The sequence below is a fragment of the Stenotrophomonas sp. 8(2023) genome (genome assembly GCF_030345295.1).
Classification (GTDB): domain Bacteria; phylum Pseudomonadota; class Gammaproteobacteria; order Xanthomonadales; family Xanthomonadaceae; genus Stenotrophomonas; species Stenotrophomonas muris.
The window spans coordinates 1029847-1044102 of record NZ_CP128404.1 but is presented as its reverse complement, the minus strand read 5'-3'; the positions used below and the strand labels follow the sequence as shown (position 1 = coordinate 1044102).

13 protein-coding genes are annotated in these 14256 nt (G+C 67.7%); 7 read left to right on the top strand and 6 right to left on the bottom strand.

The window, feature by feature from the left end; all coding sequences use genetic code 11:
• The first annotated feature begins 63 nt into the window (after positions 1–63).
• The gene (locus QP609_RS04795; protein WP_014646209.1) at positions 64–468 is read left to right on the top strand and encodes a GFA family protein; all 405 of its coding nucleotides are present in this window, start codon (positions 64–66) and stop codon (positions 466–468) included.
• A 278-nt stretch (positions 469–746) separates the two neighbouring features.
• Here the strand turns inward: QP609_RS04795 and QP609_RS04790 are convergent, their stop codons facing one another.
• Positions 747–2264 (bottom strand): MFS transporter, encoded by a 1518-nt coding sequence (locus tag QP609_RS04790; protein ID WP_197620920.1) that lies wholly within the window; start codon positions 2262–2264, stop codon positions 747–749.
• A 106-nt stretch (positions 2265–2370) separates the two neighbouring features.
• Here QP609_RS04790 and QP609_RS04785 point away from each other — a divergent pair, with 106 nt between their 5' ends.
• Entirely contained in the window at positions 2371–3288 is a 918-nt protein-coding gene (locus QP609_RS04785) for a LysR substrate-binding domain-containing protein (RefSeq protein WP_197620921.1), read from the top strand.
• 49 nt (positions 3289–3337) lie between these two features.
• Here QP609_RS04785 and QP609_RS04780 read toward each other — a convergent pair whose 3' ends face one another.
• A complete protein-coding gene (locus QP609_RS04780) occupies positions 3338–4201 on the bottom strand; it encodes a DMT family transporter (RefSeq protein WP_032958514.1) in 864 nt (287 codons plus the stop codon).
• Positions 4202–4334: 133 nt separating this feature from the next.
• On the opposite strand from QP609_RS04780, the gene QP609_RS04775 reads away from it, so the two are divergent.
• Together QP609_RS04775 and QP609_RS04770 are read left to right on the top strand one after the other, a co-directional pair.
• Complete coding sequence (locus QP609_RS04775) at positions 4335–5714, top strand: PLP-dependent aminotransferase family protein (protein ID WP_069117551.1); 1380 nt, start codon at positions 4335–4337, stop codon at positions 5712–5714.
• 98 nt (positions 5715–5812) lie between these two features.
• Positions 5813–6487 carry a methyltransferase gene (locus tag QP609_RS04770; protein WP_197620922.1) on the top strand — a complete coding sequence of 225 codons (675 nt, stop codon included), beginning with the start codon at positions 5813–5815 and terminating at the stop codon, positions 6485–6487.
• Positions 6488–6490: 3 nt separating this feature from the next.
• Here the strand turns inward: QP609_RS04770 and smqnr are convergent, their stop codons facing one another.
• Positions 6491–7138: a SmQnr family pentapeptide repeat protein gene (smqnr, locus tag QP609_RS04765; protein WP_164077245.1), complete on the bottom strand. Its 648-nt coding sequence runs from the start codon at positions 7136–7138 to the stop codon at positions 6491–6493.
• A 162-nt stretch (positions 7139–7300) separates the two neighbouring features.
• Between smqnr and QP609_RS04760 the strand changes: the two genes are divergently transcribed.
• Positions 7301–8077, top strand: coding sequence for a DeoR/GlpR family DNA-binding transcription regulator (locus QP609_RS04760; protein WP_019659483.1), 777 nt, complete (start codon positions 7301–7303; stop codon positions 8075–8077).
• An 11-nt stretch (positions 8078–8088) separates the two neighbouring features.
• A complete protein-coding gene (locus tag QP609_RS04755; RefSeq protein ID WP_197620923.1) occupies positions 8089–9222 on the top strand; it encodes an MFS transporter in 1134 nt (377 codons plus the stop codon).
• 9 nt (positions 9223–9231) lie between these two features.
• On the opposite strand, the gene QP609_RS04750 is transcribed toward QP609_RS04755, so the two are convergent.
• The 3 genes from QP609_RS04750 to QP609_RS04740 form a co-directional block, all read right to left on the bottom strand.
• Positions 9232–10737, bottom strand: coding sequence for a PepSY domain-containing protein (locus QP609_RS04750; RefSeq protein ID WP_197620924.1), 1506 nt, complete (start codon positions 10735–10737; stop codon positions 9232–9234).
• Between the two features lie 11 nt (positions 10738–10748).
• Complete coding sequence (locus tag QP609_RS04745) at positions 10749–12887, bottom strand: TonB-dependent receptor (protein ID WP_197620925.1); 2139 nt, start codon at positions 12885–12887, stop codon at positions 10749–10751.
• Positions 12888–13016: 129 nt separating this feature from the next.
• Positions 13017–13412: a DUF2946 family protein gene (locus QP609_RS04740; protein ID WP_014646198.1), complete on the bottom strand. Its 396-nt coding sequence runs from the start codon at positions 13410–13412 to the stop codon at positions 13017–13019.
• Between the two features lie 241 nt (positions 13413–13653).
• Here QP609_RS04740 and QP609_RS04735 point away from each other — a divergent pair, with 241 nt between their 5' ends.
• A complete protein-coding gene (locus QP609_RS04735; protein WP_032958533.1) occupies positions 13654–14232 on the top strand; it encodes a hypothetical protein in 579 nt (192 codons plus the stop codon).
• Positions 14233–14256: the final 24 nt, after the last annotated feature.

Here is a 14256-nt window from a genome sequence, read left to right as displayed (position 1 = left end):
CAGGGACCGCGGCGCACCGTCTGCGGCGGTCCATGCGGCCAGGTTCACCTCACAGGAGCAACGATGGGCATCACTTCCGTGGCCGGCGTTCCGGTCCAACCCCAGCACCGCGCCACCTGCCACTGCGGCACGGTCGAGCTGTTGCTGGACCTCCCGGACGGCATCGTCGACCCGCGCCGCTGCGACTGCTCGATGTGCCGGCGCCGGGGTGCCATCGCCGCCAGCGTCCCCCGCCAGGGCCTGCAGGTGGTGCGCGGGCAGCATCACCTGCAGAAGTACCAGTTCAACACCCATGTGGCCGAGCACTACTTCTGCGGGGTGTGCGGCATCTACACCCATCACCGGCGCCGCTCCAACCCCGACCAGTACGGCTACAACGTGGCCTGCCTGGAGGGCATCGACCCGTTCGCGCTTGGGGTGATCCCGGTCAGCGACGGGGTCAACCACCCATCAGACCGCACCGGCTAGTGGCGCGTGCGCCGCGGTGGCGTGGCCACCTTCTGCCAGGGCGCCATGCCGCTGCGCCCGGCCCGCGCCGGGCGTTTCAGCCAGGGCCGGCGTGACGGTGCCTGTGGCGCGTCCTCGACCGGGGGAGGAAGGGGTCGACGGCTGGGCCAGAGATGGTCGAGCAGCCACATGGCGGGTCTCCGTGGGGGACGGGGACGATCAACACTAGGCCCGGGTGGGCATAGGCGGCGTGAGCGGGACACGACAACGGGATGACGGCGGAGGCGGCGATGAGCCAGCTACACCAAGTTCCCGACCAAGGCACCTGTCCTTTTCCGCAGCAACAGGCGCAACACGGCGGCACAGGCGGCGGTCAGCAGCGCCAGTACGCGCAGCAGTGTCGCCAGCGCATCACTACTGGCGTGCTGCAGCTGCATGCGGCTCATCGTCGGTAGCAGTGCCTGCGCCTGTTCCCGCGCCCCCGTGGCCAGATAGGCACCGGCACGCACCAGCGATGCCGGCGACGCGCCCTGCAGCTGACGGCCGATCAGCAGCGCAAGCAAGGCAGTGACTGCGGCCAACGCGATGCCTTCGCCGGCCACCCGCACGGTTCCGAATATGCCTGCGGCCATGCCGGCACGTTGCACCGGTACCACGCTCACCGACAGTCCATCCATCAGCCCCCACGGCAAAGCCGTGCCTGCGCCGACCAGCATCAGCAGCGGCACCCACTGCAAGGGCGACGGGTGCGACGCCTGCCGCGACAACAGGTACAGGCCGGCGGCACACACCAGCAGACCCAGCGTGCACAGCCGCGCACTTCCCACGCGCTCCGCCCAACGCGCGGCCAGCATCGGCAGGACCAGCATCGGCGCGGACAGCGCCAGCATCTGCAGTCCCACCAGCGTCGCGCTCTGGCCATGCACGCCCAGCAGTTGCACAGGTAACACGACCAGCAGCACCACGTAGCCGAAGCAGGTCGCCACCGGCAGCAGCTGGACACCGAGGAACGCCGGTTGTGAGAACAGTGAGAGGTCCAGCAACGGTGAGGGGTGCCGCCGTTCGATGAAGACGAACACCCCGCCCAACAGCAGCGTCACCAGCAGCGCCAGCCGCACGCGCGCGGCATGCAGGCCGAACTCGCCCAGCCACAGCAGCGCCAGGGTCAACGCCGCCAGCGTCAGGCTGAAAATCAGCATGCCGTCGATATCCAGCGGTCGGCGCTCGCCATGACTTTCAGGCAACGCGCGTGCCCCCAGGCCGAAGGCCACCAACGTGAGCACACCGCCCGCGGCGAACACGCTGCGCCATCCCAATGTCTGCAGCAGCAGGCCCGCGAGCAAGGGCCCCAACGCCAGCCCCATGCCGAACGTGGTGCCCAGCAGGGCGAAGACACGGGCACGCGCCGGCCCCTGCCAGGCCTGTGCCAGCAGCGCCGTGCCGGATGCCAGCGCCGCCGCCGCGGCAACGCCCTGCAACCCGCGCGCCAGATCCAGCCATAGCAGCGTGCGAGCAAGGCAGACGGCGGCGGTGGCGGTGGTGAAGCCCGCCGTGCCCAGCAGGAACAGCCGCCGACGGCCATATCGATCGGCCAAGCCGCCCGCAGCGAGCAACAGACTGCCGAAGGTGAGCATGAAGGCGTTGGTCACCCAGGCCAGCGCGGTGGGCGATGCCGCCGCGGAACGGGCCAGCGCCGGCACCGCGACTGCACCGGCAGAGAAGGACAACGGCAACGCCAGCGCGGCCAGGCAGACCGCAAGCAGCGCCCAGCGCTGCTGCGCGCGGACAGGTACAGGGAGCATCGAATCCGGGGCCATGCGGGCCTCCATCCATCAGGGGCATTGATGATGGACAGGCCGCTATTCCAGAAAAACAGGCTCGGTGGATGTTGATTGCGGCCAGATATTCCGCAATCATCCAAGCATGGACTCCATCTCCGCCCTGCTCGCCTTCGTCCGCACCGCGGAGTCAGGCAGCATTGTCGGTGCCGCCCGCGTACTCGGCCTGTCAGCCTCGGCCGTCGGCAAGCGCATCGCCCGGCTTGAACAGGAACTCGGCACGCGCCTGTTCCAGCGCACCACCCGCCGCGTGCATCTCACCGACGAAGGCGAACTGCTGCTGCAACGCTGCCGGCGTGCGCTGGACGAGCTTTCCGAAGCACAGGCGGACCTGGCGCAGCGACAGCACGCCCCCAGCGGGCTGCTGCGCATCGGCCTGCCCACCATCGGCTACCGCTTCCTGCTGCCGGTGCTGCCCGGCTTCCAGCAACGCTATCCGCAGGTGCAGCTGGAACTGGACTTCAACGACCGCATCGTCGATGTGGTCAGCGAAGGCCTGGATGCGGTGATACGAAGTGGCGAACTGGCTGATTCCAGCCTGACCGCACGGCGGCTGGGGGGTTTTCGTTTCATCCTCTGTGCGGCGCCGGGCTATCTGCAGATGCATGGAACGCCCGGCGATGTGGGCGACCTGCGCATGCATACCGCGCTGCGCTTCCGTTACCCCACCACGGGAAAGCTGCATCCGTGGCAGCTGCCGGGCATCGAAGGCGACGCCGGGGCGCGCCTTCCCACGGCGATGACCTGCAACAACATGGAAGCCGTGCTGGCCGCTGCGATCGGATGCATGGGCCTGGCCTGGATGCCTGACTTCCTCGCCGCTGACGCGCTGGCCGATGGCCGCCTGCAACAGGTGCTGCCCACACTGCCCACGCACCAGGGGCAGTTCTCGCTGCTGTGGCCCGGCGGGCGCCATCCCAGTGCACGCCTGCGGGTGTTCATCGACTACGCCGTTGCGCACCTTTTCCGCCCGGAAAAGGGGACGGAGGGGATTAAGTCGTAATTGGTCCTGCTGTGCCTGAAACGACTTAATCCCCTCCGTCCCCTTTTTCCTAGCGGCTGAAGCGGCGCGCGCCGGCGACGCAGATCACCGCGACCAGAGTCACCAGCACCATGCTGAGGCTGACCGACTCGTGCAGCAGCAGCGCGGCCAGGGCCAGGCCGAAGAACGGCTGCAGCAGCTGCAGCTGGCCGACGGCAGCGATGCCGCCCTGGGCCAGCCCGCGGTACCAGAACAGGAAGCCGATCAGCATGCTGAACACTGCCACGTAGCCCAGTGCCCACCACGCCGAGGCACCGACCGCGGTGAACGAGGCCGGGCGCATCAGCACCGTCAGCGGCAGCATCACCGGCAACGCCAGCAGCAGTGCCCAGCTGATCACCTGCCAGCCGCCCAGATGACGGGCGAGCCGACCACCTTCCGCGTAGCCCAGCCCGCACACCACGATCGCCGCCAGCATCAGCAGGTCGGCCTGCAACGAGGCTTCGATTCCGTTGCGCGCGGCATAGCCGACCACGCAGGCACTGCCCAGCAACGAGAACAGCCAGAACGCCGGGCGCGGCCGATCGCCACCGCGCAGCACGCCGAACACCGCTGTACTCAACGGCAGCAGGCCAAGGAACACGATGGTGTGCGCCGACGACGCGTGACGCAGCGCGAGCGCGGTCAGCAGCGGGAAGCCGACCACAACGCCGAGGCTGACCACCACCAGCCCCGGCAGGTCGCCGCGCCGCGGCCATGGCTGGCGCAGCAGAAGCAGCAGCCCCAGACCGAGCACCGCGGCGATGGTGGCGCGTGCGGCGGTGACGAACCCGGCATCCAGCTGCAGCACCGCCAGGCGGGTGGCCGGCAATGAGCCGGCGAAGATCACCACACCGATGAAGCCATTGATCCAACCACTCGCCGACCGTTCCACGCCTGTACTCCTGAAGGTGCCGGACGATGCCCGGCTGCACCTGTATGGAAGCATCCGGCGCGGAACGACCCCAGCTACAATCCAGTACAGCCGCAAGTAACTGTACTGCCCACACTTCCACTACGGTTCCACCATGCCGCGCCCGCTCACCCGCATCGAATCGGTCATCCAGACCGTCCGCACCCGCATCAGTGCACGGGTGGATGGCCCCGGCTCCCGACTGCCTTCGGTACGTGCGCAGGCGGCGACCATGGGGGTTTCAGTCTCCACCGTGGTCGAGGCCTACGAGCGCCTGGCGGCCGAAGGCCTGATCAGTGCGCGCGCAGGCTCGGGCTTCTACGTCAGTGGCCCGGCCGCACCGCTGGCGCTGGCCGAAATGGAGCCGCGGCTGGATCGCGCGGTGGATCCGCTGTGGGTGTCACGGCAATCGCTGGAAACGCCCGCGGGCGATCTCAAGCCAGGGTGCGGCTGGATGCCCAGTGACTGGCTGTATCACGATGGCGTGCGCCGCGGCCTGCGCCGGCTGGCGCGTGCCGATGCCATGCAACTCGTGGACTACGCCGGTCCGCTCGGGCTGCCCGCGTTGCGCCAGCTGCTGCAAAGGCGCAGCGCCACGCTTGGCATCGATGCACCGATGGAGCAGATCCTGCTGACCGAATCCGGTACGCACGCGGTCGATCTGCTCTGCCGTTTCCTGCTCAAGCCCGGCGACTGCGTGCTGGTCGATGACCCGAGCTACTTCAATTACCACGCGCTGCTCAAGGCGCACCAGGTGCAGGCCATCGGCGTGCCGTACACGCACAGCGGCCCGGACCTGGAGGCGTTCGCGCAAGCCCTGCAGGCGCATTCGCCGCGGCTGTACATCACCAATTCCGGCCTGCACAACCCGACCGGCGCGGTGCTTTCGGCCAACACCGCGCACCGCCTGCTGGGCCTGGCCGAACGCAGCGAGTTGATCATCGTCGAGGACGACATCTTCGCCGACTTCGAACTGCAGCCGGCACCGCGGCTGGCCGCGCTCGATGGACTGTCACGGGTGATCCACGTCGGCAGTTTCTCCAAGACGCTGTCGGCAGCCTCGCGCTGCGGCTACATCGCTGCACGCCATGACTGGATAGAAGCATTGACCGACCTGAAGCTGGCGACCAGCTTTGGCGGCGGCCATCTGGCCGCGCAGTTGATGCACATCGCGCTGACCGACAGCGGTTACCGCCGCCACATGCAGTCGATACGTTCGCGCCTGGCCGATGCACGCCGGCACACACTGCGGAAACTGCAGGCGCTGGGCATCACGCCGTGGCTGCAGCCGGAAGCCGGCCTGTTCCTGTGGTGCCAGCTGCCCGACGGCCGCGACGCCGCCGCACTGGCGCGGCAATGCCTGCGCGAGGGCATCGTGCTGGCGCCGGGCAACGCGTTCAGCCAGTCGCAGCGCGCGGCCGACTATCTGCGCTTCAACGTCTCGCAGTGCCAGGACCCGAGGATCTGGCAGGTGCTGGCGCGGGCGTTGCGCTGAGCTGGATGCAAGCCGGTCCGCGCAGGCAGGAGCGACCCGCGGCAAAGGCACTTGCATGCCGCGGTACAGTGGTATGTCCCTGTTGCAGGAATGCACGCATGTCTTCGTTCTCCGATCCGCAGGCCGTTGCCCGCTATGCCGAGGGCCCGCTGCGCCAAGTGCCGGGCTTCCTCGCGTTGCAGCAGATGAGTCGCCTGCTGCTGGCCGAACACGTTCCTGCGCAGGGCCGCGTGCTGGTGCTGGGCGCCGGTGGCGGGCTGGAGCTGAAGGCATTTGCCGAGGCGCAGCCGGGCTGGCAGCTGCTGGGCGTGGACCCGGCTGCACCGATGCTGGCCCTGGCCGAACAGACACTGGGCCCGCTGATGTCGCGCGTGCAGTTGCTGGAAGGCTACATCGACGATGCCCCCGACGTGCGCTTCGATGGTGCCAGCTGCCTGCTGACCCTGCACTTCCTCGAGGGCGCGCAGCGCCTGCACACGCTGCGGGAGCTGCACAGGCGCCTGCAGCCCGGCGCGCCGCTGGTGGTGGCCCACCACAGCGTGCCGCAGGATCCGGCCGGCAAGCTGCGCTGGTTGCAGCGCTACGCCGCGTTCGCCGAAGCCTCCGGCGTTGCCCACGCCGATGCACAGCGCGCGATCGACGCCATTGCCGAGCGGCTGCCGCTGCTGGCCCCCGAACAGGAAGTGACGCTGCTGCAGGAGGCCGGCTTCGACGACGTGGAGCTGTTCTATGCGGGCTTCAGCTTCAAGGGCTGGGTGGCGTACGCCGGCTGATGCCTACGGCACCACGGTGATGCCGATCCGCTGCATCAACAGCGCCACCTGCTGGACATCCAGCGTGGCGCCACGCAGGTTGGTGCTGCGAAGGTCCAGCTCGCCCAGATCGGAATTGGTCAGGTCGCAGTCGGTGAAGTTGGCGCTGTTCCAGTCGATGCCCTCGAACTGGCCACCGGACAGGTCCGAGCCGGCAAAGCTGGCGCCGCTGACGTTTGCACCGTCCCAGCGGTTTTCCCACAGTTCGCACTTCTCCAGCGTGACCCGCGAGAAATTGGCATAGCGCAGGTTCGACTTCTTGATGAAGGCGCTGCAGAACCAGCTGCGCGTGGTGATCTGGTTCATGAAGCTGGCGTTGCTGGAATCCGCACCCTGCGCGCGGCACTCGCTGATCTCCAGGCCCAGCGCCTTGATGAAGTTGAAGTGGCACATGCTGATGTCGCAGCTGCGGAAGCTGGCCTCCTTCAATGTGGCGCCATTGAAGCGGCAGCCGCTGCGGCTGTCGGCATCGTAGAAGCTGCAGTTGATGAACTCGGTGGCGGTCAGGTCGGCACCGGAAAAATCGCACTCATGGAACTGCTGGTCGACCACTTTCTGGCCGGTGTACTGGTCCGCGCCGATGCGCAGCTTGCGGTGAACGGTGGGGGACATCAGGGATTCCATGCCAGGTGCCCCGCCATCATGCCGGGCCGCGAGGGCGATCCATAGACGTGGGCGCGGGCGGATTCACCGGCAGTCCAGCCGCCCTGTGCCCCGCCCAAACGCAGCATGCACGTTGTTGCACGTTAATGCACGAACGTGCAGACTTGCAGCATGAGCTCCGATCCCAGCCCCCTCCCCGCCCAGCGCACCCGGCAGATTCTGGAGGAACTGCGCCAGCAGGGCCGCGTGGTTGCCGCCGAGCTGGCGCGCCGCTATGCCGTGTCCGAAGATTCGATCCGCCGCGACCTGCGCGAGCTGGCCGCGCAGGGCCTGTGCCAGCGCGTCTACGGTGGCGCCGTGCTGCCACCGCCCAAGGAACGCCCGCTGCGCGAGCGGCTGACCCGCGACCGCGGCGACAAGGCCGAGCTGGCCGCCCGCGTCTGCGCGTTGCTGCAACCCGGCCAGGTCGTACTGCTCGACGCCGGTTCAACCAACCTGGTGATCGCCCAGCAGTTGCCGGCCGCCCTCGGCTTGACGGTGATCACCAACGCGCCACAGATCGCCACGGCCGCCAGCCTGCTTGAAGGCACCTCGGTGCAGCTGATCGGCGGGCGCCTGGCCAGCGGTGGCGGCGCGGTCGGCGCCGAAGCACTGGCCCAGGTGCAGCGCCTGCGCGCCGATGTGTACCTGCCCGGCCCCTGCGCGGTGGACGGCGACACCGGCGTGTGGGCAATGGATGCGGAAGAAGCCACGCTGAAGCGCGCGATGGTGGCCTGCAGCAGCCGTGTCATCGTCGCCGCCACGACTGAAAAGCTGGGTGCACGCGGCAACTGGCAGATTGCCAGCCTCGACGAGATCGACGACCTGGTGCTGACCACCACCGCACCGCCCGCATTGGCGGCACGCTTCCGCGCCGCAGGCATCGCGGTACACCCCACTCCCCCCTGACCGTACCGCTCATGTCCGTTGCCAACCGCGCGCGTGCCGAACAGCACGCGACCCGCGCTGCGTTCTTCATTCCCGGCTTCGCCACCGCGCTGTGGGCCACCCTGGTGCCGTTCGCAAAGGCACGCACCGGGATCAACGACGCCACGCTGGGGCTGGTGCTGCTCTGCCTCGGTGCCGGTTCGCTGCTGGCGATGCCGTTGTCCGGCGTGCTGGCCGCGCGCCTCGGTTGCCGGCGGGTGATGGTGGCCAGCAGCCTGCTGATCTGCCTGACCGTGCCCGGCCTGGCGCTGGCCGGTTCGGCCTGGACACTCGGGCTGGTCCTGTTCGTGTTCGGCGCCGCCGTGGGCGCGATGGACTGCACGATGAACGTACAGGCCGTCATCGTCGAGCGCGAAGCACGGCGCGTGATGATGTCCGGCTTCCATGCCTTCTTCAGCATCGGCGGCTTCCTCGGCGCGGCCACCATGACCGTGCTGCTGTCCGCACAGCTGCCGCCCTTGGCATCCGTGCTGGTCGGCGTCGGCGCCATGTTGCTGGTGATGCTGTTGTCGGCGTCGTACTGGCACAGCGAACGCATGCCGCATGACACACCGATGCTGGCCCTGCCACACGGCATCGTGCTGTTCATCGGCGTGCTGGCGTTCGTCGCCTTCCTCGGCGAGGGTGCGATGCTGGACTGGAGCGCAGTGTTTCTCAGCGATGTGCGCCGCGTCGATGCCAGCCTCGCCGGCGTCGGCTATGTGACCTTCACCCTGACCATGACCGTCGCACGCCTGTTCGGCGATGCGCTGGTGGCACGCGTGGGCCGCCAGCGCGCGATCGTGTTCGGCGCGTTGCTTGCCGCCGCGGGCGTGCTGGTGCTGACCCTGGTCACGCCGTGGCAGGCATCACTGCTCGGCTATGTGCTGGTCGGCCTCGGCTGCGCCAACATCGCACCGGCGCTGTTCTCGCTGGCTGGCCACCAGACCCGCATGCCCGGCGCGCTGGCCATCACCGCCGTTTCCACGCTGGGCTTTGCCGGCATCCTTGCTGGCCCGGCACTGATCGGTTTTGCCGCCAACCACTTCGGCCTGATCGCTGCATTCATCGGCGTGGCCACGGCCTTGTTGCTGGTGGCGATGTCCACGCGTTGGCTGCGGGTGTAGCCCAGGGCATCAGCGCCGCCTGCGCCGCAGCTTCATCCGCAATCGCCGATAGCCGATCACCGTCGCCGTGGCACACAACGCGGTGCCGGCAGCGCTCAGCAGCAGCAACACCGCCAACCGGGCACCTTCCTGGCGCAGCATCGCCGGCAGGTCCCAGCTATGCAGGAAGTAGAACAGCCAGCGCCCCACCCGCTCACGATGCCCCATCGTCAGCAACGGATCGCCGGTCGCCAGATCGAGATAGACGCGTGTCGCCTCGGCATCACCGAAATCCACCACTGCCACCGGGAAGCGACGTACCGCTGCACCATTCATGGCCTCGGGCGCACGGGGGTAGAAGTACGCATCCGCTGCATGCTGCACCACGAAACCCTGCATGGGTGTAGCGGACAGCGCACGTGCCCTCTGCTGCAACCACGCGGTCGGCAGCCACCGTGCGACATGCAGGTGCCCATTGCCGCCGGACACGATGCGCGTATCACCCTGCCCGTCCAGCAACACCGCGAACAGCTCACCACCGATCCGTCGCCACTGGATCTCCACCGGCTGGAAGCGCGCAGCTTCGGCCATCGCCAGAAGCTTCGCAGGATCACCCAGCGCACCATCCACCGCCACCGCGCCGCCACGGTAGTGCTCAACATCGATCGCTTCACCCGTACTGCTGAAGACACCCAATGGGTTCATCGACATCAGCCCGCTGAAGATCCAGGTGAACACGAGGGCGGACGCCATCAGGCCAAGCAGATGGTGCCAGCGCATCCACGACTCCACGTACGGCGTCTTCGCACCGGAACGATAGTGCCCACGGAAACGCCAGCGCCATACGCCCACCACGATGCCGCTGATCGCCGCCACCGTACACAGTGCGGACAGCACGATCACCACCCACGTCCACACCGGGTCGACCGACTGCATGCGCAGGAAGTACAGCCAGTGCAGCCAGGCGCCCACATAGTTCCAGCGCTGCTGCACATGCGGAGCGTCCAGCACCACTTCACCGGTACGCGAGGACACATACAGGTCGCCCGGCTGCGCGCCGCCCACCTCCACCCGATACAGCGGCCGATGCGCGTCCAGTGCACGCGAATGCGTCCAACGATCCTCATTCACGCGCATCGCACCCACGAAGGCCTGGCCGCCCGCGAACTGCGCAGCGGATGCTTCGGCGCGCTGTGCCGACACCGGCAGCAGCGCCTGGCCGGTCACGGCAGACCAGGCGCCCACGTTGCTGCCACTGCGCACCACATACGCCGGCTCGCCACGCAGCGTGGTCAATGCCACAGCCTCCGGCTCGGCCTGCACGGCGGCAGGCAGTACCGACAGCCCCTGCAGGTCGCGGGCCTCACCCAGCACCGGCAACGCCGCCAGCCGCTCGCCGGGCGTCAGCTTCGGGTAACCAATGAACAGCATCACCATGCCGCTGACGAACCACAGCAGCATCAGCAGGCATCCGCCGATGCCCAGCCAGCGATGCACCAGGTAGGTCCAGCGCTTGGCGGTGGAACGCATCGTCATCGCCAGCGCCCTCAGAAGCGATGGTCGACGGTGAATTCGACGCGCCGGTCCGCCCCCAGCAGCCACTGCGTGCTGGTGTAGTACGCGGTGGCGTAGTACGCCTTGTCGAACACGTTGAACAGGCGTGCGGACAATCGCGTGTGCGGTGCCGCCTGCCAGGTCAGGGCGAGGTCGGTGGTGCTGTAACCGGGCAACTCCAGCGTGTTGGCATTATCGGCGTAGCGCTTGCCGACATAGCGAACGCCACCCGCCGCGCTCCAGTCCGGCGCGAACTGCCAGCTCAGCCACACACTGGCCAGGCGCTCGGCCACGTTCGGCGGCACGTTGCCATCGCGCGACACCAGCATCGGCGGCGAACCCGTGGTTTCCAGGAAGTCCTCGAACTCGGCCTTCAGCACCGTCGCGTTGGCATCGAGCGACCAGCGCGGCGCGAAGTTCCAGTTCAACGACGCTTCAATACCGCGCGAGGTCTGCGCGCCCACCTGCACCCGGCGATCCGGCACCAGCGGATCGCGGCTGAGCAGCCCGGTCTTGCGGATGCGATACGCCGCCAGCGTCCACTCGCCACCGTCGAAGGCCTGCTTCAGGCCCACCTCGATCTGCCGCCCCTTGGCCAGATCGAACGCTCCATTCGCGGGGCTGATCATCAGCAGTCCACTGACCGGGTCCGCCGCCTGCGAATACTGCGCATACAGGCTCAGCGTCGGCTGCAGCGCGAGTACCGTACCCGCACGCCAGCCTGTGCTGCTGTAGGTCTTCGAGAACGCGTTCTGGCCGCTGATCAGATCGGTGCGATCAATGCGCGCGCGGTCGTGGCGCAGGCCACCCAGCACCGACCAGCGCTCGCTCAGCGCCAGCCGGTCTTCCACGAACAGCGCGTACTGCTCGGCACGGTTGCGGTAGCGCGGCAGGTTCGGCGCGTCGCTCGCGAACTGGCCCGGGACAGGATCGAACGGATCGACCGGGCCCGAGCTGCCGGCATAGGTGTTGTTGGTGTGCTTGAAGTGCGCGCGGTTGGCGTCCAGGCCCACCGCGAAGTTGTTCTGCAGGCCACCCGCCGTTCCCTGCACACGCAGCGTCGAGGTCAGTCCGGTCTGGTCCTGGTTGTGGGTGATCTCGGTATTGCCCGAGCGATCGATCAAGCCGGTAGCGCGGTTGTAGACATAGGCCTCGGCATTGCGCCAATCACGCTGGCTGTCGATCTGGTAGACGCGGGTTCGCCATTCCACGTTCGCGTTTGGTGTCCACAGCGCGTCGAGCTGGGTCCAGCGGTCGCGGAAGCGGATCTCGCTGTCGTCCACGTTGTAGTTGCGGTGGCGCAGCGCCTCCAGCTGGCGGCCCTCGACCAGCGGCGTGCCGAAGTAGCGCATGGGTTTCTGGTAGCCCTGCGCATGGGTGAGCATCAGCTGCAGGTCCGCACGTGGCTGCCACAGCAACGCACCGGAGAATGTCGCGTCGCTGTTGCGTCCACGATCAACCCAGCCACCGCTGTAGTTGCCGCTCACATCCAGCCGGTAGGCCAGCTCGGGCGTCAGCGCGCCACCACTGCCGAAGCCCAGCCGCGCGGTGTCCTCGCTGCCCACGGTCACGCTGATCTCGTTCTCGATCGCCCCACGCGTGGGCTTCTTCGGCACGATGTTGATGACACCGCCGATCGCACCGTCGCCATGGATGACCGAGGCCGGGCCGCGCAGCACTTCGATGCGCTCGATCGACCAGGTATCGAACGGGAACGTGATGCCCACGCCGCCGTACTGGCGCAGCCCATCGTACAGCCGCATCACCGAGGCACCGTCGGTGAAGCCGCGGCTGGACAGCGCACTCAGGCCATTGCCCGGATGCGGCATGGCACTGATCGCACCCGCTCGGCTGATCGCATCGTTGAGGTTGCTGTCGCCGCGCTGCTCCAGCTGCTCGCGCGAAATTACCGTCAGGCTGGCCGGTGTCTGCAGCACGCTCAGGCCCAACGCAGAGCCCGCGCTGGCGGTGGACGACAGTTCACCGCTGCGGGTATCGACCACCCGCACGGTATCCAGCGTGGTCGGTGGGGCCGCGTCAGCGGCAAGTACGGGGGCGGTGTGCAGGAGCAACGCGTACAGGACAGGCAGCGTCGCCCGGCGCAGGCGCGCGGAGTTGGGGTTCGTTTTCATTTTTTCACGGCATGCAAGGCCACCCCGCAATGGCAGGGCAGCAATCAGAAAGGGACAGACACGCGCGTGCGGGCACCGGCCGTGGCCGGCAACCTCATGGAAGAACGTTCAATACAGCGCGCGTGCGGCTCAGGCGGCCATCAGTGCCGGCGGCCCACGCGCGCCCAATGTGCCGCTGATCCGTTGCGGCAACGCCCGCACCGCGCCGCGCAGTGCGCGGCACACCGGTGCCATCGGCGCCAACAGCAGCACGGCCGCCACCAGCAGGGTGATCAGCCGTGCAGCGATCAGGCAGTAATCGCAGTCCACACCCATCTCATGATCGGCATGTGGATCGGCGGGCGGCTTCTTCGTGGCCCCGCCGTGCGGCATGGCCATTGCGTGATGGTCGTGGTGCCCTTCCATCGCGTGCAGCGCGTGCTCTGCGTGCATTGCGTGGTCCATGGCCGCCACCGGCGCAGCGGCAGCCACGTGACCATGCGCCAGCCAGCGGCTCACCAGCGGGGCGAGCAGCACCAGCAGCATGGCAAGCCATGCCAGGGCCTGGAACCGGCGGTGGAGAGCAGAATGGCGCACGCCGCCATTCTACGGGGCCATAGCCAACCTTGGACCCCGTTCAGGGTTTGGCCCCTGCGACACGGTGACGCAGGGGCTCGCCTCCAGCGGCGACATGTGAATGCACCGCACCGCGGTCCCTACGCTTGCAGGCCCCGCCTCGCCAACGTTAGGGTTCAGATGGCCACGGCAAGGAGCCAGAGGGATCCGCATGACCACTCGCATCACACACCGGCTGCGCATCAGCCTGCTCGGCCTGACCGCGTTGCTTGCCGCCTGTGCCGACAAGGGGCCGCCCCCACCGCCAGAGCCGCTGGAACTCTCACAGCCCATCGCCGTGGACACGCCGGGCCAGCAGGTGCAGTTCGAGTTCGAAACCACGGCGCGCAATTTTGCCAGCTACCGCACTTATGCGGTGGAACTGGAACTGCAGCGGCGAAGTCCAGCTACAACGGGCACGCCCGATATAGCAAGTATCAACATCCCATTCGAAGTATCCCTGCAGCGTCGGGAAGGTACTACCTGGCAGGAGATTGCAACACAGGACAGCTATCAGGCACGCGCGCGCAACGGTGTTGAGCCGCTCCCCTCGTGGCACCACTCTGAGAGCTGGCGCTATGCCTCGCTCGCATCAGGCAGCGACGGCAGCTACCTCCTGAACGTGACAGCGCTGCCGCTGGAGCTCGACAGCAGATACCGGCTGCAGATTCAAACGGTCCATGCCATATCAGGACTGCAAGACTATTCGGCAAGGCTAGTCGTGCACGCCTCGCGTCCTGCAGGGAAGTGACACCATTCATTCGAAGGAACGAAG